General features: G+C 73.1%; 12 protein-coding genes. 8 read left to right on the plus strand and 4 right to left on the minus strand.

Features of this window, described 5'->3' with window-relative positions; genetic code table 11:
* The first annotated feature begins 34 nt into the window (after nt 1–34).
* Nucleotides 35–934 carry a LysR family transcriptional regulator gene (locus E6U81_RS09985; protein WP_136229712.1) on the plus strand — a complete coding sequence of 300 codons (900 nt, stop codon included), beginning with the start codon at nt 35–37 and terminating at the stop codon, nt 932–934.
* A 159-nt stretch (nt 935–1,093) separates the two neighbouring features.
* On the opposite strand, the gene E6U81_RS09990 is transcribed toward E6U81_RS09985, so the two are convergent.
* Nucleotides 1,094–1,420, minus strand: a complete 327-nt coding sequence (locus E6U81_RS09990; RefSeq protein WP_030027725.1) for a WhiB family transcriptional regulator — start codon at nt 1,418–1,420, stop codon at nt 1,094–1,096.
* A 389-nt stretch (nt 1,421–1,809) separates the two neighbouring features.
* Here E6U81_RS09990 and E6U81_RS09995 point away from each other — a divergent pair, with 389 nt between their 5' ends.
* From E6U81_RS09995 to E6U81_RS10010, 4 genes are all read left to right on the plus strand, one after another.
* Nucleotides 1,810–2,421 carry a response regulator transcription factor gene (locus tag E6U81_RS09995; RefSeq protein ID WP_003948568.1) on the plus strand — a complete coding sequence of 204 codons (612 nt, stop codon included), beginning with the start codon at nt 1,810–1,812 and terminating at the stop codon, nt 2,419–2,421.
* Between the two features lie 375 nt (nt 2,422–2,796).
* The gene (locus E6U81_RS10000) at nt 2,797–3,426 is read left to right on the plus strand and encodes a sigma-70 family RNA polymerase sigma factor (RefSeq protein ID WP_030659530.1); all 630 of its coding nucleotides are present in this window, start codon (nt 2,797–2,799) and stop codon (nt 3,424–3,426) included.
* Nucleotides 3,427–3,539: 113 nt separating this feature from the next.
* A complete protein-coding gene (gene guaB, locus E6U81_RS10005) occupies nt 3,540–5,039 on the plus strand; it encodes an IMP dehydrogenase (protein WP_136229713.1) in 1,500 nt (499 codons plus the stop codon).
* A gap of 163 nt (nt 5,040–5,202) precedes the next feature.
* Entirely contained in the window at nt 5,203–6,327 is a 1,125-nt protein-coding gene (locus E6U81_RS10010; RefSeq protein ID WP_030659524.1) for a GuaB3 family IMP dehydrogenase-related protein, read from the plus strand.
* A 69-nt stretch (nt 6,328–6,396) separates the two neighbouring features.
* Here the strand turns inward: E6U81_RS10010 and E6U81_RS41690 are convergent, their stop codons facing one another.
* From E6U81_RS41690 to E6U81_RS10025, 3 genes are all read right to left on the minus strand, one after another.
* Nucleotides 6,397–8,139: an insulinase family protein gene (locus E6U81_RS41690; RefSeq protein WP_136229714.1), complete on the minus strand. Its 1,743-nt coding sequence runs from the start codon at nt 8,137–8,139 to the stop codon at nt 6,397–6,399.
* Between the two features lie 12 nt (nt 8,140–8,151).
* Complete coding sequence (locus E6U81_RS10020) at nt 8,152–9,120, minus strand: hypothetical protein (RefSeq protein WP_240803739.1); 969 nt, start codon at nt 9,118–9,120, stop codon at nt 8,152–8,154.
* A 467-nt stretch (nt 9,121–9,587) separates the two neighbouring features.
* Complete coding sequence (locus E6U81_RS10025) at nt 9,588–10,817, minus strand: nucleotide sugar dehydrogenase (protein WP_136229716.1); 1,230 nt, start codon at nt 10,815–10,817, stop codon at nt 9,588–9,590.
* Nucleotides 10,818–11,047: 230 nt separating this feature from the next.
* Between E6U81_RS10025 and E6U81_RS10030 the strand changes: the two genes are divergently transcribed.
* From E6U81_RS10030 to E6U81_RS10040, 3 genes are all read left to right on the plus strand, one after another.
* Nucleotides 11,048–12,754, plus strand: a complete 1,707-nt coding sequence (locus E6U81_RS10030) for a glycerol-3-phosphate dehydrogenase/oxidase (protein ID WP_136229717.1) — start codon at nt 11,048–11,050, stop codon at nt 12,752–12,754.
* A gap of 398 nt (nt 12,755–13,152) precedes the next feature.
* On the plus strand, nt 13,153–15,405 hold the full coding sequence (locus tag E6U81_RS10035; protein ID WP_346766136.1) for a protein kinase: 2,253 nt from the start codon (nt 13,153–13,155) through the stop codon (nt 15,403–15,405).
* A 77-nt stretch (nt 15,406–15,482) separates the two neighbouring features.
* A complete protein-coding gene (locus E6U81_RS10040; protein ID WP_168714597.1) occupies nt 15,483–18,119 on the plus strand; it encodes a protein kinase in 2,637 nt (878 codons plus the stop codon).
* Nucleotides 18,120–18,175: the final 56 nt, after the last annotated feature.

The raw sequence follows: 18,175 nt of genomic DNA on the forward strand, positions 1-18,175 counted from the left end.
GTGCGACGGTCAAAGAGGGCCTTATGATCGAAGGGTGATCGAGGCACGTCATCTCCGGGTACTGCGCGCCGTCGCCGGGACCGGGTCCTTCTCCGCCGCCGCGCGCGAACTCGGCTGCACCCAGCCCGCCGTCTCCCAGCAGATGAAGGCGCTGGAGCAGTCGGCCGGCACCCCGCTGCTCATCCGCACCGGCCGCGAGATGCGGCTGACCCAGGCGGGCGAGGCCCTGGTCCGGCACGCCGCCGGGATCCTGGCCGGGCTGACCGCCGCCGAGGAGGAGGTCGCGGCCATCGCCGGGCTGCGCGCGGGCCGGGTGCGGCTCGTGTCCTTCCCCAGCGGCAGCTCCACCCTGGTGCCGACCGCGCTCGCGGCGATGCGCGCCGAGCACCCCGGCACCCGTATCTCGCTGGTCGAGGCCGAGCCGCCGCGGTCCGTGGAGATGCTGCGCGAGGGGGACTGCGATCTGGCACTGGCCTTCCGCTACGGCGGGGCCGCCGGGTCCGCGGCCGAGTGGGAGGACCTCGTGGTGCGGCCGCTGCTGACCGACCGGCTCGTGGGGCTGGTCCCCGAGGGCCACGCGCTGGCCGGGGCGGAGCGCGTGGGCATGGCGGAACTGGCCGACGAGCCCTGGATCGCGGGCTGCCCGCGCTGCCGCCGCCATCTGGTGGAGGTGTGTGAGGACGCGGGCTTCACCCCGCGCATCGACTTCGCCACCGACGACTATCCGGCGGTGGTCGGCCTGGTCGGGGCGGGGCTGGGCGTGGCGGTGCTGCCGGAGCTCGCGGTGGAGTCCGTGCGGGCCAAGGGCGTCAGCACGCTCGTCGTGGAGCCGGCCGTCGAGCGGGAGGTCGTGGCGCTGACCCTGCCCGACCTGGCCAGGGTGCCGGCCGTGGCCGCGACCCTGGCCGAGCTGGAGCGCGCGGCCACGCGCTGACCGCCCGCAGGAGCATGCGCCGGCCGTGCGCGCGGCCACGTACCGGCCGTACGCGCGGGGCGCGCGTACGGCCGAACGTGTGAAACCCCGGCCGGGCGGCGACACGCCCGGCGTGCAGGTGGTGCGGAGGAAACGTTCCTTCCGTCGTTTCGTCGGCTCTCAGTGCGGCGCGATCGGTCCGATCGCACTCGACGCGGGGATCAGACGGTGCCGGGCGCGGCCCATCAGTTCCTCGCGCTCGTCCTCGGTGAGGCCGCCCCACACCCCGTAGGGCTCACGGACGGCGAGTGCGTGCGCGGCGCATTCCGAACGAACCGGGCATCGCATGCAGACCTCTTTAGCCGAGGCCTCGCGCGCGCTCCTGGCCGCACCCCGCTCGCCCTCCGGGTGGAAGAAGAGGGAGCTGTCGACCCCGCGGCAGGCGGCTAGCAGCTGCCAGTCCCAGAGGTCGGCGTTCGGTCCGGGGAGGCGGGAGAAATCTGCCATTGGTAGTCCTCTTGGTGCCGGTACTGAGGCGGATACGGTCCATGTCTCCAAGGGTCTCCACACCTACTGTCGGAGTAGATGTAAATATGACTCATTGGGAATCTAGCCTCAGACACGTGCCAAACGGAAGGAAAGCCGCCAAATAGGGCATAGCTCCAGATGGAGGACAGGCCGCTCGCGCCTCCGCCGCAGTGTTCGCTTCCTCACGTAGAGTGCCGAAGGTGTCCGTCCGACCCGTAACTCTTTCGAGTGACCATCGTTGAGAGTGCGAAGGCGGTTGAACCCACAAGTTCTCGGACAGGTGTCCGGGAGCATCGACCGCACAGGTGACGATACGTACCAGCCTGGAGGCTCAAGGTGACGCGCATCAGCAGCTGCGGAGGGCGGTCATGACATCCGTCCTCGTCTGCGACGACTCCCCGCTTGCCCGAGAGGCGCTCCGTCGCGCGGTTGCCACCGTGCCCGGCGTCGAGCGTGTGACGACGGCTGCCAACGGCGAGGAAGTCCTCCGCCGCTGGGGTGCCGACCGCTCCGACCTGATCCTGATGGATGTACGGATGCCCGGGCTCGGCGGTGTGGAGACGGTCCGCCGCCTCCTCTCGGCCGACCCCGGCGCCCGCATCATCATGCTGACGGTCGCCGAGGACCTGGACGGCGTGGCCCTCGCGGTAGCCGCCGGCGCCCGCGGCTACCTGCACAAGGACGCCTCGCGCGCCGAACTGCGGGCCACGGTCACCCAGGCCCTCGCCGACCCGACCTGGCGACTGGCCCCGCGCCGGCTCCGCTCCGCCGAGATGGGCGCCGCGCCCACCCTCACCGCGCGAGAGATCCAGGTGCTGGAGGGCATGAGCCACGGCCGGTCCAACGCGGAGATCGGGCGCGAGCTCTTCCTCTCCGAGGACACGGTCAAGACGCACGCCCGCCGCCTGTTCAAGAAGCTCGGCGCCTCGGACCGTGCGCACGCCGTAGCGCTCGGCTTCCGCTGGGGTCTCGTCCGCTGACCCCGCAGCGGCCGGGCCCGGCCCGGTCCGCCGCAGACCGCGGATCGTCGAGAGCGGTCCCGTCCGCCACCGGTGGACGGGGCGGCGCGCCGCTCTTGCCGTCGCCCGGCGCCTCCCGGCGCCTCTTCTCGTCGCGGTAGCCCCGTCCCGCCGTACCCGGTGCGCACCCGGGGGTTGGCGGGGCACAATCCGGGGGACGTCTCGCTTCGTGCGCGATGCCGCATCCTTGAGGGTGTGGAGTCTCTCGGGGACTATTCGGCCGAGCGGGAGGGGAGGGCGCAGATGAAGAGTTCCGGCGCACCCGCTCATAACGCTTCGACGCACAACAAGGGCCACGGTGCCGCGGATGCTCCGGCGCCAAGGCACCATGGACTGATGCGCGACGACGAGGCCCTGGGGTCCCCTGCGGCCACAGGCCCCACCGGCGCCGCCGGAGGCGGCAGTGCCGGGGGCGTCAGCGCGCTCGTACGCCGGGCGGTGGAGGGTGACGAGCAGGCCACGCACGACCTGCTCGCCTTCGTGCACCCCCTGGCGATCCGCTACTGCCGCACCCGGCTGTCCCGGCTCCCGGGTGACGCCCGCCACTTCGTGGAGGACCTCGCGCAGGAGGTCTGCGTCGCCGTCCTGATGGCGCTGCCGCGCTACCGGGACACCGGTCGGCCCTTCGAGGCCTTCGTCTTCGCCATCGCCGCGCACAAGGTCGCCGACCTGCAGCGGGCCGCCATGAGGCACCCGGGCAGCACGGCCGTGCCGTCGGACGAGATGCCCGAGCGGCCGGACGACTCGCTGGGCCCGGAAGAGCGCGCGCTGCTCAGCAGCGACGCCGCCTGGGCCAAGAAGCTGCTGGCGAACCTTCCGGAGAACCAGCGCGAGCTCCTCGTGCTGCGGGTGGCCGTCGGGCTGACCGCGGAGGAGACCGGCCAGATGCTCGGGATGTCTCCCGGAGCCGTGCGCGTGGCCCAGCACCGGGCCCTCAGCCGGCTCCGTGCGCTCGCCGAGCAGTAGGCATAGTCGTAGGAAACTACGAAACTTCCGGTTGACCTTGGTCGTGGAATGAGACGCGTCGGGATCCCGTTAGCATGGACATCCGCGCTGAGCAAGACCATTGGGAAGGTGTCATGACTGCCGACGGAGTGCCCGACAAATTCGCCACCCTCGGACTGACCTATGACGACGTGCTGCTGCTGCCGGGCGCGTCGAACATGGCCCCGGACGACATCGACACCTCTTCCCTCATCTCCCGCAACGTGCGCGTGAACATCCCGCTGCTGTCCGCCGCCATGGACAAGGTCACCGAGGCCCGCATGGCCATCGCGATGGCCCGCCAGGGCGGCGTCGGCGTACTGCACCGCAACCTGTCCATCGCGGACCAGGCCAACCAGGTCGACCTCGTCAAGCGCTCCGAGTCCGGAATGGTCACCGACCCGATCACGGTGCACCCGGACGCGACCCTGCGCGAGGCCGACGAGCTCTGCGCGAAGTTCCGCATCTCCGGCGTCCCGGTCACCGACCCCGCCGGCAAGCTCCTCGGCATCGTCACCAACCGCGACATGGCCTTCGAGTCGGACCGCAGCCGTCAGGTGCGCGAGGTCATGACCCCGATGCCGCTGGTCACCGGCAAGGTCGGCATCTCGGGCGTGGACGCCATGGAGCTGCTGCGCCGCCACAAGATCGAGAAGCTTCCGCTGGTCGACGAGGCGGGCATCCTCAAGGGCCTCATCACGGTCAAGGACTTCGTCAAGGCCGAGAAGTACCCGAACGCCGCCAAGGACAAGGACGGCCGCCTCCTGGTCGGCGCCGCCGTCGGCGTCGCCGGCGACGCGTACGAGCGCGCCCAGGCCCTGATCGAGGCGGGCGCCGACTTCATCGTCGTCGACACCGCCCACGGCCACTCCCGCCTGGTCGGCGACATGGTCTCCAAGATCAAGTCGAACTCCGCGGTCGACGTCATCGGCGGCAACGTCGCGACCCGCGACGGCGCCCAGTCGCTGATCGACGCCGGTTGCGACGGCATCAAGGTCGGTGTGGGCCCCGGCTCCATCTGCACCACCCGCGTCGTCGCCGGCATCGGCGTCCCGCAGGTCACCGCGATCTACGAGGCCTCGCTCGCCGCCAAGGCGGCCGGCGTCCCGGTCATCGGCGACGGCGGCCTGCAGTACTCCGGCGACATCGCGAAGGCCCTGGTCGCGGGCGCCGACACGGTGATGCTCGGCTCGCTGCTCGCGGGCTGCGAGGAGTCCCCGGGCGAGCTGCTCTTCATCAACGGCAAGCAGTTCAAGTCCTACCGCGGCATGGGCTCGCTCGGCGCGATGCAGTCCCGAGGCGACCAGCGTTCCTTCTCCAAGGACCGCTACTTCCAGGAGGGCGTGGGCGGCGACGACAAGCTCATCCCCGAGGGCATCGAGGGCCAGGTGCCCTACCGCGGCCCGCTGTCCGCGGTCGTCCACCAGCTCGTCGGCGGCCTGCGCCAGTCGATGTTCTACGTGGGCGGGCGCACCGTGCCGGAGCTCCAGGAGAACGGCCGCTTCGTGCGTATCACCTCGGCGGGACTCAAGGAGAGCCACCCGCACGACATCCAGATGACCGTCGAGGCCCCGAACTACAGCCGCAAGGGCTGAGCAGGCGCAGGCGCGGAGGGGCGGACCCGGGGTCACCGGGTCCGCCCCTCTCGCATGGAGTGCGCACGGAGTGCGCACGGAGTCCGTACAGCGGTCACCGGAACGCGGCCCGCCGGGGTTCGGGGATACTGGACGGGCAGACCCAGAGGAAAGGCCACCACACGTGACTGAGATCGAGATCGGGCGCGGCAAGCGCGGCCGCAGGGCGTACGCGTTCGACGACATCGCCATCGTCCCGAGCCGGCGTACCCGGGACCCGAAGGAGGTCTCGATCGCCTGGCAGATCGACGCGTACCGCTTCGAGCTCCCCTTCCTGGCCGCCCCCATGGACTCGGTCGTCTCCCCGCAGACCGCCATCCGCATCGGTGAGCTCGGCGGCCTCGGCGTGCTGAACCTCGAAGGCCTGTGGACCCGCTACGAGGACCCGCAGCCGCTGCTCGACGAGATCACGGAGCTGGACGAGGAGGCCGCCACCCGCCGCCTCCAGGAGATCTACTCCGCGCCGATCCAGGCCGACCTGATCCGTCAGCGGATCAAGGAGGTGCGCGACTCGGGCGTCGTCACCGCCGCCGCGCTCTCCCCGCAGCGCACCGCCGAGTTCTCCAAGGCCGTCGTCGACGCGGGCGTGGACATCTTCGTCATCCGCGGCACCACCGTCTCCGCCGAGCACGTCTCCGGCGCCGCCGAGCCGCTGAACCTCAAGCAGTTCATCTACGAGCTCGACGTCCCGGTCATCGTCGGCGGCTGCGCCACCTACACCGCGGCCCTGCACCTGATGCGCACCGGTGCCGCGGGCGTGCTGGTCGGCTTCGGCGGCGGCGCCGCGCACACCACCCGCAACGTGCTCGGCATCCAGGTCCCGATGGCGACCGCCGTCGCGGACGTGGCCGCGGCCCGCCGCGACTACATGGACGAGTCCGGCGGCCGCTACGTGCACGTCATCGCCGACGGCGGCGTGGGCTGGTCGGGCGACATCCCGAAGGCCGTGGCCTGCGGCGCCGACGCCGTGATGATGGGCTCCCCGCTGGCCCGCGCCACGGACGCGCCCGGCAAGGGCAACCACTGGGGCATGGAGGCCGTCCACGAGGACGTGCCGCGCGGCAAGAAGGTCGACCTCGGCACCGTCGGCACCACCGAGGAGATCCTCACCGGTCCCTCGCACAGCCCGGACGGCTCGATGAACATCTTCGGCGCGCTGCGCCGTTCGATGGCCACCACCGGCTACAGCGAACTCAAGGAGTTCCAGCGGGTCGAGGTCACGGTCGCGGACTCCCAGCACCGCCGCTGACCCCGCCTCACACGCCGAAGGGCCCACCCCCGTTTCGGGGGTGGGCCCTTCGGCGTGCCGGGAGTCGGCTCAGCCTTCGCCGCGCCTGCGCTTGCGCAGGTATTCGATCCACGGGTAGGCGCAGACCACGGTCAGCAGGCCCGAGAAGAAGACCGCGCCCCAGTCCGGCCCCTCGGGGCTCACTTCCGGGTCGGTCTCGGCGAAGACGACGACGCCGGTGGCGGCTGTGAGGAGCACCGTGAGGGTGCCCAGCAGCCAGATCCACGTCGTGACGGCGCCGCTGCGGTTGGTCGGGGCCACCCGCCGCTGGACGTCCGACGGGTTCGGCCGCGGGATCCGCGCCGGGTCGCGCGGCGGCATACGGACCACGGAGGCGGGCGGCACGCCGGCGTCGAGCGGAGCGAGCCAGCCGAGCGTCAGGCGGTACAGCGTCGGCTCGACGGCGATGCTGAAGCCGTCGTTGCCGACGAGGTGACGGGCGCCGTCCGGGAAGACCTGCATGAGGGCGCAGTCCGCGTACCGCACGGTCACCTGGTCGTTCGGCGTGACCAGGCTGATGCCGTCCTTCGCGACGAGCAGGGCGACCTTCCCGTCCTCCAGGGCCGAGTAGCGGCGTCCGGTGACGATCTCCGTGGAAGCCGCGGCCGCGGTCAGGCCCGCCCAGTCCACGCCCCGGCCCGGCACCTGCATGAGGGCGTCCGCCCACAGCTCCCGTGCGACGCCGTGGAGGTCCTCGACGGTGACCGCCTCGATCTCGGCCCGCGCCCCGTCGGCGGCCAGGTGGCGGTGGCGCATCAGGAGGTTCATGGCGGTGCCCGGAAGCATCGCCGCGGCGAGCTCCGGGCTGTCGAACTGCGCCAGCGCGGAGGCCCGTACGGAGTCCAGGTCGGCCTGCTCGATCCGGCCGGCCCGCAGTTTCGCGAGGACGTCGACGAAGGCGCCTACCAGTGCGTCCTGCTTGGCCGGGAGGGCGTCGGCGTAGGCGGTGACGGTGGCGTGGTCGGTGTCGCGCGGGTGGTACTCGGCGGCGGCCGTGTAGGAGTAGCCGCCCTTCTGGCGCAGCTCCCGGAAGAGCTCCTTGCCGAGGACCTCGGCGAACAGGCTTGCCGCGGTCGACCGGGGCAGCACCGAGGTGAGCACGACTCCGCCCGCGTCGCCGTGGAAATAGGCCGGGGTGGCGGGCAGGGCCGAGGTCGGCTCGGGGGCGGGCAGCCACTCGCCGGCGGGGAGGGTCAGGTCCAGGCCCTCGGGGAGTGTGTCGCCGGTCATCCACAGGACCGCGTTCTCGGTGGTGAACCGGGTCCGGGCCCAGGCGCGGACGTCCTCGGCGGTGATGGCGGGCAGGCCCGTCTCGGCGCAGTCGGTGAGGCCGTAGGAGCGGGCGCCGTAGCGCCACACGTCCATGCCGTGCCCCGGTCCGCGGCCCCGGCCGGCGGCTTCCGTGCGGAGGATCTCCTTCTCGGTCTCCAGCCGGTCCACCGGCAGGTCGCGCAGGGCCGCGCAGACTCCGTTGAGGTACTCCACCACGTCGGCGGTGGTGCCGGTGACGGTGAAGAGGGTGTACGCGGCGGCGGTCGCGCCGTTGTAGTGGAGATCGCCCATCCCGTGCCGGTGCAGGGCGAGGTGCTCGACGAGGTGGGTGATCCCGCTGGTGGCGAGGGTCTCGTCGGCGCGGCCCACGCGGAAGAGGAGGCCCGCGGTGACGGGTCCGGAGCGGGGCGCCAGCAGGGTGCGCACGCCGTCCACGGTGGTGGTGGTGACCCCGTCCGCGTCGGTCGTGGCGGTGGGCGCCGTGGTGGTGTCGATGTCCATCTCCGTGGTCCCTCAGCCCTTCGCCAGGGCGATCTTGCGGTGGCGTTCGAACTCGTCCTCGTGGTCGCCGGACCCCAGGTAGCCCCACGGGAACTCGCTCGCGCGGTCGCCGAGGGCGCGGAAGTGCGGGGCCGCCGCGGCGTGCCGGCCGGCGGCGCTGTGCGCTGCGGCGAAGGCGCTGTGGGCGTCGACGGAGCGGAAGGCGTCGGCCCGGGCGGCGGGGTGGAGGGCGGACCGGGCGGCCGCTTCGAGCCGCCGGGTCTGGTTGTCGAGGTCGCGCAGGTACGTCGACGCTGCTCCGACGCTGGCCTGTTCGGCGATCTCCAGATAGTTCTCCAGCTGGGCGATGGCGACCAGCGCCCCGTTGGGGCTTCCCTCGGGTGCCTTGGCGGCGCACTCCCGGGCGAAGCCGTGGGCGGCTTCCCAGCTGCCGCCCCACTTGGGACAGATCTGCTGGAGCAGCTGCGACTGGCCGCCGAAGTGGTGCGGGTGGTGCTCGGCGAGCCGGTCGTATCGGCGGCGGGTCTCGCCCGGGCCCAGTTCGAGGCCGCGCGAGGTGATGACCCGCAGGTACCAGGCCAGGGCGTACCGCGGGTGCTCGGCGCAGACGTCGATCAGCAGGATCTCGGCACGCCGCAGGTGGGTGTGGAACTCGTCGAACTGCTGCCTGGAGACGTGGCGGGCCCGGTGGCCGGTACGGATTCCCCAGCCGATCTGCACCAGCCGGTCGGCGAGCAGGCTCCGGGGCAGCGGATCGCGCGGCGAGCGTTGCGCCGTCTGTCGAAGGAAGGCCTCGGAGCCGTCCGTCTCGGCGACGACCCGGCAGGCGAGGGCCCGGTCGTCCTCGTCGGCGAGTCCGTCGAAGGCCGCGGCGACGGCGGCCCAGTCCTGGCGTTGGACGGCGGAGCGCAGTGCGGCGAGGGCGGGTATGCGGTCGGCGGGTTCGAACACGGGCCGAACGGGTGGGGTATGAGCGGGCACGCGCGGATCATATGGACCGGTGCGGATCGGCGTCGACCGGGATTCCCCCTCCGCGGCCGACCGATCGTGCCTGCTCAGCGCCCCGCCGTCCGGCGGTGTGTCAGTGGCCGGCCTTGCGGGCCGCCTGGAACGCGGTGTGGCCGCCGATGGCGAGCAAGAGGAAGGTCATCGGGGAGGACACTTCCTGCAAGGCCTCGACCAGCTGGGGCACGCCGATGCTCAGGGCGTCCGGGACGGTGGTGCCGAACTGGTCGGCGAGGATCCAGGCGATGCCGAAGAGCCGGCCCCCGAAGACGGCTGCCAGGGACAGCAGAACGCTGAGCAGCGGCAGGACCGGGTTGGAGCCACCCGCCTTGCCGGCCGCCAGGCCGACGACCGCGCCGACTGCCGCGGCGGCGTGGCGACCGGGGTGGAGGAGTCGGGCGCGGCAGCCCGGTCGGACATCGCCAGGGGGATTTTCCGGCTGCTCAGAGGCGGTGGGCGGCGCCGATCGGGCTGGCGCCCCGGGTGTCCAGGAGGAGCTGGGCCTTCACCGCCAGGGCCTGCATGTCGTAGGTGCGGTGGTGCTGGAGCAGGATCGTGAGGTCGGCGTTGGCCGCGGCCTCGTACAGGGACTCGGCGCGGGGGACCGGCTGGTCCCTGACCCGCCAGCCCGTGATGTACGGGTCGTGGTAGCTGATCAGCGCCCCGAGGTCGATGAGGCGGCTGGCGATCTCGCCGGCCGGGGAGCCCTCCTGGTCGGCGAGGTCGGGCTTGTACGTGACGCCGAGCAGCAGGACGCGGGCCCCGCGGGCGGACTTGCCGTGCTCGTTCAGCAGGGTGGCGGAGCGCTGGATCACGTACTGCGGCATCCGGTCGTTGATCTCCTGCGCCAGGCCGACCATGCGCAGCGGATGTCCGGGGGTGCGGGTGGTGTGGGGGAGGTAGTTCGGGTCGAGGGGGACGCCGTGGCCGCCGACGCCGGGGCCGGGGCGGAAGGCCTGGTACCCGTACGGCTTGGTCTCGGCGCAGCGGATGACGTCCCACAGGTCGACGCCGAGGTCGTGGCAGAGCACGGCCATCTCGTTCATCAGGGCGATGTTGACGTGGCGGTAGTTGGTTTCGAGGAGCTGCACGGTCTCGGCCTCGCGCAGGCCGCGTGCGCGGACCACCTTCTCGGTGAGGCGGGCGTAGAAGGCGTGCGCGGACTCGGTGCAGGCGGGGGTGAGGCCGCCGATCACCTTGGGGGTGTTGGAGATGCCGTGGGTCCGGTTGCCGGGGTCGAGGCGGCTGGGGGAGTAGGCCAGGTGGAAGTCCCGGCCGGCGCGGAGCCCGGATCCCTCTTCCAGGATCGGCCGCAGGTAGTCCTCGGTGACGCCGGGGTGTACGGCGGATTCGAGGATCACGGTGGTGTGCGGGCGCAGCCGTGCGGCGAGGGCGCGGCCCGCGCCGCCCACGGCGGAGAGGTCCAGCGCACGGTCCGCGCCGAGCCGGGTGGGGGCGCAGATGACGGCCGTGCGGACCCGGCCGAGCTCGGCGGGGTTGGTGGTGACCCGGAAGCCGGCCGCCGACATGCGGCGGATCTCGGCAGCGGAGAGAGTGGAGTCCGTGACCGGACCGCTGTCGTAGCCGACCGTCTCGATTCCGGCGGCGACGGCCGCCTGGGCGAGCGGGAGGCCGAGGTGGCCGAGTCCGATGACGGCGAGGTCTGCGGGCATGGGGATGCCGTCCCTTCCCAGGCGTGAGGGGGTGCCGCGCAAGTCCTCCCGAGGACAGGGGAGCTGGCGCAATGTCAGACTAGGCTTATATATGACAGATATGTCGCATTCCGGGGTGAACGCCACCGTTGTGTTGTCCACAGGCGGTGGCTGATGTGGGTGCGGGGCGTCAGAATCGGGAAACGGGGGGCATGCGAGCGGGATCTCACCCGCACCAACGGGAGGCAGCCGTGAGGACAGCGACACTGGGGCCGGAGCAGCGAGCCGCGGCCTTCACCCGGATGGCCGAACGGGAACTGGACGTGCTGGTCGTGGGCGCGGGCGTGGTCGGCGCCGGCACCGCGCTCGACGCCGTGACGAGGGGCCTGTCCACCGGCCTGGTGGAGGCCCGGGACTGGGCCTCGGGCACGTCCAGCCGGTCGAGCAAGCTCGTCCACGGCGGCCTGCGGTATCTGGAGATGCTCGACTTCGCCCTCGTGCGGGAGGCGCTGAAGGAGCGCGGGCTGCTGCTGGAGCGCCTCGCCCCGCACCTGGTCAAGCCCGTGCCCTTCCTGTACCCCCTGCAGCACAAGGGCTGGGAACGGCTCTACGCCGGGGCGGGCGTCGCGATGTACGACGCGATGTCGGTCTCCAGCGGGCACGGCCGGGGCCTGCCGGTGCACCGGCACCTCTCGCGCTCCCGTGCCCTGCGGGTGGCGCCGGCGCTGCGCAAGGACGCCCTGGTGGGCGCCCTCCAGTACTACGACGCCCAGATGGACGACGCGCGGTACGTCACGACGCTCGTGCGGACGGCCGCGGCGTACGGGGCGCACTGCGCCAACCGGGCGAGGGTCGTCGGGTTTTTGCGTGAGGGCGAACGGGTCGTCGGCGCACGCGTGCAGGACGTGGAGGGCGGCGTCGAGTACGAGATCCGCGCGAAGCAGGTCGTGAACGCCACGGGGGTGTGGACGGACGACACCCAGGCGCTGATCGGGGAGCGCGGGCAGTTCCACGTACGGGCGTCGAAGGGCATCCACCTGGTCGTGCCGAAGGACCGCATCCACTCCACCACCGGGCTGATCCTGCGGACCGAGAAGTCGGTGCTCTTCGTCATCCCGTGGGGGCGGCACTGGATCGTGGGGACCACCGACACCGACTGGGACCTGGACAAGGCCCACCCGGCGGCGTCGAGTGCGGACATCGACTACCTGCTGGAACACGTGAACTCGGTGCTGGCGGTGCCGCTGACGCGCGACGACGTCCAGGGTGTGTACGCGGGCCTGCGGCCGCTGCTGGCCGGCGAGTCGGACGCGACGAGCAAGCTGTCGCGCGAGCACACGGTGGCGCATCCGGTGCCGGGGCTGGTGGTGGTCGCGGGCGGGAAGTACACGACGTACCGGGTCATGGCGAAGGACGCGGTCGACGAGGCGGTGCACGGGCTGGACCAGCGGGTGGCGCCGTGCGTGACGGAGGACGTGCCGCTGGTGGGGGCCGAGGGGTACCGGGCCCTGTGGAACGGCCGGGCGAGGATCGCGGCCCGGACCGGCCTGCATGTGGTGCGGGTGGAACACCTGTTGAACCGGTACGGGACGCTGACGGAGGAACTGCTCGACCTCGTCGCCGCCGATCCGGAACTGGGCAGGGCGGTGACCGGGGCGGACGACTACCTGCGGGCGGAGATCGTGTACGCCGCCTCGCACGAGGGGGCGCGGCACCTGGACGACGTACTGACGCGGCGGACGCGGATCTCGATCGAGACCTTCGACCGGGGGACGCGGTCGGCACGGGAGTGCGCCGAGTTGATGGCGCCGGTGCTGGGGTGGGACAAGCAGCAGATCGAGAAGGAAGTGGAGCACTACGAGAAGAGGGTCCAGGCGGAGCGGGAATCGCAGCGTCAGCCGGACGACCAGACGGCGGACGCGGCGCGACTGGGGGCGCCCGACATCGTTCCGTTGTAACTCCGGCATGCGGAAGGCGGAACCGCAGACCCGGGGGGTCCGTCCGTTGCGGAGTGAGGAACAATGATGGCTCTGCCGGGGCGGGTTACCGTGGGCCCCGGCCGCCGGGTCGCTCAGCCGCTGGGGCGGGCGGAGCAGCGGCACGATCGCAGAGGGGACGCATGTCGAAGCCGGAGCACACCGAGTCACCTGCCGGGGCGCCTGCGGCGAAGCTTGACGATGGCGCCTCTGCGCCTGCGGCGAAGCCCGAGGAAGTTTCCGTGCCCGCGGCAAGGACGGCCGCTGACGCGGAGCCTGATGGGCTGAATCCCGCCCCTGCCGCCGCCGCAGCGCCTGCGGCGGAGCCCGCGGGGCGGAAGCCCGGCAAGGCCGCGGCGGAACCGGAGGATGCCAAGCCGGTGTCGGGCAAGGTCGCGCCCGCGGCGGACGCCGGCGCGGAGCCGGAGGCTGCCTCCGCGCCCGTGGCGGAGCCCGACCCGTCGAAGCCGCGGCTGAGCAAGGCCGTGCCCGCGGAGTCGGACGCCGAGGCGAAGCCCGAGGGGTCGAAGCCCGCCGCTCCGAAGCCGCGGCTGAGCAAGGCCGCGCCTGCGGCCGAGCCCGAGGACGCGAAGCCCGCGGCCAGGCCCGTGGGGGCGACCGGGGCGAACCCCGTCGTCGAGAAGGCCGATGCCATGGCCGCCGCCGTCAAGGCCGCCGCCGCCAAGGCGGCCGGGAACGGCCAGGACGAAGGGCGCCTGCTGGCCGGGCGGTACCGGCTGGGGGCCGTGCTCGGCAAGGGCGGCATGGGTACCGTCTGGCGGGCCCAGGACGAGACCCTGGGCCGCACCGTCGCCGTCAAGGAGCTCCGCTTCAGCAGCGGGGTCGACGAGGACGAGAAGCGCCGCCTCATCACCCGAACCCTCCGCGAGGCCAAGGCCATCGCCCGGATCCGCAGCGGCGGCGCCGTCACCGTCTACGACGTCGTCGACGAGGACGCCCGGCCGTGGATCGTCATGGAGCTCATCGAGGGGCCCTCGCTCGCCGAGTTCATCCGGGAGAACGGCCCCCTCACCCCGCACCGCGCCGCCGAGGTCGGCCTCGCGGTGCTCGACGTCCTGCGTGCCGCGCACGGCCAGGGCATCCTGCACCGCGACGTCAAGCCCTCCAACGTGCTCATCGCCGGCAACGGCCGTGTCGTCCTCACCGACTTCGGCATCGCGCAGGTCGAGGGAGACCCCTCCGTCACCTCCACCGGCATGCTCGTCGGCGCCCCCTCGTACATCTCGCCCGAGCGCGCCCGCGGCCAGAAGCCCGGTCCGCCCGCCGACATGTGGTCGCTCGGCGGCCTGCTGTACGCCTCCGTCGAAGGCACGCCCCCGTACGACAAGGGGTCCGCGCTCGCCACGCTCACCGCGGTGATGACGGAACCGGTCGACCCGCCGAAGAACGCCGGCCCGCTCGCCGAGGTCATCTACGGTCTGCTCGCCAAGGACCCGGCCCGCCGCCTCGACGAGGGACACGCCCGGGCGATGCTCACCGCTGTGATCGCCGCGCCCGAGCCGGTACCGGCCCCCGTGGTGCCCGCGGTCGCCGAGGAGACCCGGCAGATATCGCTGGCGGACGCCAAGCAGGCCGCGGAGAGGGCCACCGCGGAGAAGGCCGCCGAGAAGGCCGCGAAGAAGGAGCGGGAGCGCCGCGAGCGGGAGCAGCGCGAGCGTGCCCGCGCCGCGCTGAAGGCCGCCCGCAAGGCGACGGCCGCTGCCGCCGCCACGACCGCGGCCTCGGCGGCGGAAGCGCCGAAGGGCCGACCCGCCTCCGTCGTCGCGCCGCTCACGGACGTCATGCCGCGCCGCACCATCGTGCTGGCGGTCGTCGCCGTGGTCGCCGTGCTGGCGGTGGTCGGCTCGCTGATCGCCTGGGCGATCAGCGGCGACGACAAGGACAAGAAGGACCAGGGCAAGGGCGGCGCCACCCCGGCCGCGTCCGCCCCGCAGACCTCGGGCGGAGCCGAACAGGGCTCCCCGAAGCCCTCGGGGAACACCGGTGAGACGGGCGCGGGCGGCACCGCCGGCACCAGCACCGGTACCGGCACCGACGCGGGAGCCGGCGGCCAGGGCCAGGGCCAGCAGACCGCCGGCCAGGGCCAGGGCCAGGGCCAGGGTCAAGGCCAGAGCCAGGGGCAGGGCGCCACGACCGGGGGCGCGGGAGGCGTACTCCCCGCCGGATACGCGGTGATCACGGAGCCCGGGTTCCACTTCTCGATGGCGATGCCCGAGGGGTTCAAGCGGACGGGGACGGCCGGTGACAACTCCGGCGGGATATTCAGCCGCGACGGCGGGTTCCCGCGGATCCAGGTCGACTTCACCAACAAGCCGGGCGACGACGCGGCCCTCGCCTGGGTCAAGCTGGCCCCCGCCGTGGGCGGCAGCAGCAAGGGCTACCGGCAGATCCGCATAGACAAGGCGGAGTACCGGGGCTACCCGACCGTCGCGGACTGGGAGTTCGAGCGCGAGCAGGGCGGGACGAAGGTCCGCGTGCTCAACCGCGGGTTCAAGACCGATGCCACGCACGGCTACGCCATCATGATCAGCTGCCCCGCGGACCAGTGGGACGGCCCGGAGTGCACCCAGATGCGCGACGTCGCCTTCCAGACGTTCCAGCCTCTCGGCTGACCCCGGGACGCAGGCGCCCCTCTCGACGTATCGTGTCAGCGGGGCCCTGAAGGCCTGCCGCACTCGGGGGAGGCGATGTGGAGGAGTACGCGGGCCGGATCCTGGCCGGCCGCTACCGCCTGCCGCTGCCGCCGTCCGACGAGTACGAGCTCGTCGAGACCCGGGCCTTCGACACGCGTAGCGGACAGGAAGTCCTGGTCCGGCAGGTGCCGTTGCCGGAGGTCGTGGACGCCGAGCTGATGGACGGGCCGCAGGCCGTTCCGGCGGCCCGTCGTGCTCCCGCCGACCTGCCGGCCGTGCGGCGCGCGATCGAGGCGGCGCAGGCCGCGGCCTCGATTCCCGACCACCCCCGGCTGGACCAGGTCTTCGACGTGTTCGCCGAGGGCGAGTCGCTGTGGATAGTGAGCGAACTGGTCCCGGCCAAGCCGCTGGCCGCACTGCTCGCCGACGAACCCCTCAATCCCTACCGGGCTGCTGAGGTGGCGTCGGACGTGCTCACCGCGCTGCGGGTGCTGCACGCCCACGGCTGGACCCACCGGAACATCACCGTCCGGACGGTGTTGGTGTGCGAGGACGGCCGGGTCGTGCTGACGGGCCTCGCGGCCGGGGCCGCGGAGGAGGCCCTGTGCGGGTACGACCCCGTCCCCCGCACCACCGACTCCGGTCCCGACGGGCAGCGCTGGGGCGGCGGCCCCGCACCCGCCCCGTTACCGGCTCCGGTACCCTCCGCACCGCTTCCGGTGCCACCGCCTCCGGCCCCCGCTCCCGCCCGCGCCCAGGCCCCGCCCCCGCCGCGGGCGCCGGAACCGGACGACGCCCCCGGGTACGCGCCCCTCGTGGCCCCGGGGTACGACACCGGGCCGCGGTACACCGACCACATCACCCCCGGGCGGCCGCAGGACCGTGCCGACGTCCAGGCCGCCGCGCGCGCCGGCGTCATCGCCGCCTACCGGGCGGGCGCGCGGGCCGCCGCCGCCCGGGTCACCGAGCAGCGCAAGGCCGAGGCCGGTACCGGAGCCGCGATCGAGGCGGGGGCCGCGGCCGCGCCCGAGCGCAGGCCCGAGGGATCGACCCTCCCGCAGGGCTACTCGTATCCGTACGGGGGAGGACCGGAGACCGGGGCCGGGACCGCCGGTGCCTGGCACGGCGCGACCCCGCGCCGCCCGGCCCTCCCGCAGTCCGAGCCCCAGCCCGGACCCCAGCCCGAGCCCCAGCCCGGACCCCAGCCCGAGCCCCAGCCCGAACCGCAGCCCCACCCCGGACCGCAGCCGCAGCCCCCGCCGAGGCCGGAGCCAGAGCCGTGGCCCGAGACCCGGCCGCAGCCCGTACCGGCCCCACCGGCCTGGAGCCGCGCCGAAGCGCCGGCCGTGCCCGCCCTGCCCGCGCAGCTCGCCCTGCCGCAGGGCTACCGCCACGCCGAGACCCCGGGGCGCCCCGCGCTCGGCGGCCCGCCCCCGCTGCCGCTCCTGGCCCCGGAGCGGGCACCGGGCTCGGCACCGGAACCGGAACCGGCTCCGCAGGCGGCCGCGTGGACCGGGCTCGACGCCGAGCGGGCACGGCACACGCGCATGGCCGTGGTCGGCGCGATCACCGAGCGGTGGGCCCCCGAACAGGCCGGCCCCGTGCACGGGCACTGGCAGCTGGCGGCGCCCGTCGGGCCCGCCACCGACCTCTGGGCGCTCGGCGCGCTGCTCTACCGCGCCGTGCAGGGCCACGCCCCGTACCCGGAGGACAGCGTCGCCGAGCTCGTCGAGATGGTCTGCGCCGAGCCCCCCGCCTTCGCCGAGGAGTGCGGCGCGCTCCGCCCGGTCGTGGAGTCCCTGCTGCGCCAGGACCCCACAGAGCGGCCCGACTTCGAGGAACTGCGCGGCTGGCTGCGCTCGCTCGTACGGACCGCTCCCGAGCCGGACGCCGGGCTCGGCGTGCTCCCGATGCCGGAGGCGGATCCCGCGCGGCTGCCCGTCGTACGCCGCCGAGGCGAGGTCCACGGGCGGCACCGCAATCCCACGGCCGCCCGCAAGCCGCGGGCGCTCGGCCGGACCCTCGTCCTCGGCATCCTGGTCCTCCTCGCCGGGGCCGTGGCGTACGCGATGCTGTTCATGCCCCGGGCCGGGGTTCCGCAGGAGCAGGGCGGCCCCGGACAGGCCACCGCGCACACGTCCACCGGGCCGAGCCCCTCCCAGGTACCCACCGGCACGCCCGAGTCCAAGCCCGCACCCCAGACGACCGGGCCCGCCGCGTCGCAGGCCGCACCCGCGCCGGCCCCGCCCGGCTACACCACCCAGCAGGACCCGGAGCACTTCGAGATCGCCGTCCCCGAGGGCTGGGAGCGCCGCGGGATCAATGAGGCGGGCCAGGTGCGGTACACGGACGGGGCGTTCGTACTGACCGTGGTCCCCGGCCGGGACAAGGTCGAGGGCAATCCGGACCCGGCGGCGTACCAGAAGGACAAGGAGCCGGAGCTGACGCCGTACCGGACGTCCACATGGTCGACCGTCGGGGACGTGAAGACCACCCGGGTCGGACAGCAACTCCGCGCCACGGGCCGCTACACGTGGATCGACGGGACCGGTCGCAACGTGTTCGCCCGCAATTTCGTCGTCGCACTGGGCGGCAGTTACCACGTCGTCCTGGTGACCGGGCCGGAGGACGAGCAGACCAAGGTCACCGAAGTCTTCGAGAAGGCCACGGCGAGTTACAAGGCGGGCGGATGAGCGGATTTTGACGACTGATCAGTACGGCGATTGCGTCACAGTGCCGTCTTTCGGCG

This window comes from Streptomyces sp. A0592, from assembly GCF_004795115.1.
GTDB classification, from domain to species: Bacteria; Actinomycetota; Actinomycetes; order Streptomycetales; family Streptomycetaceae; genus Streptomyces; species Streptomyces erythrochromogenes.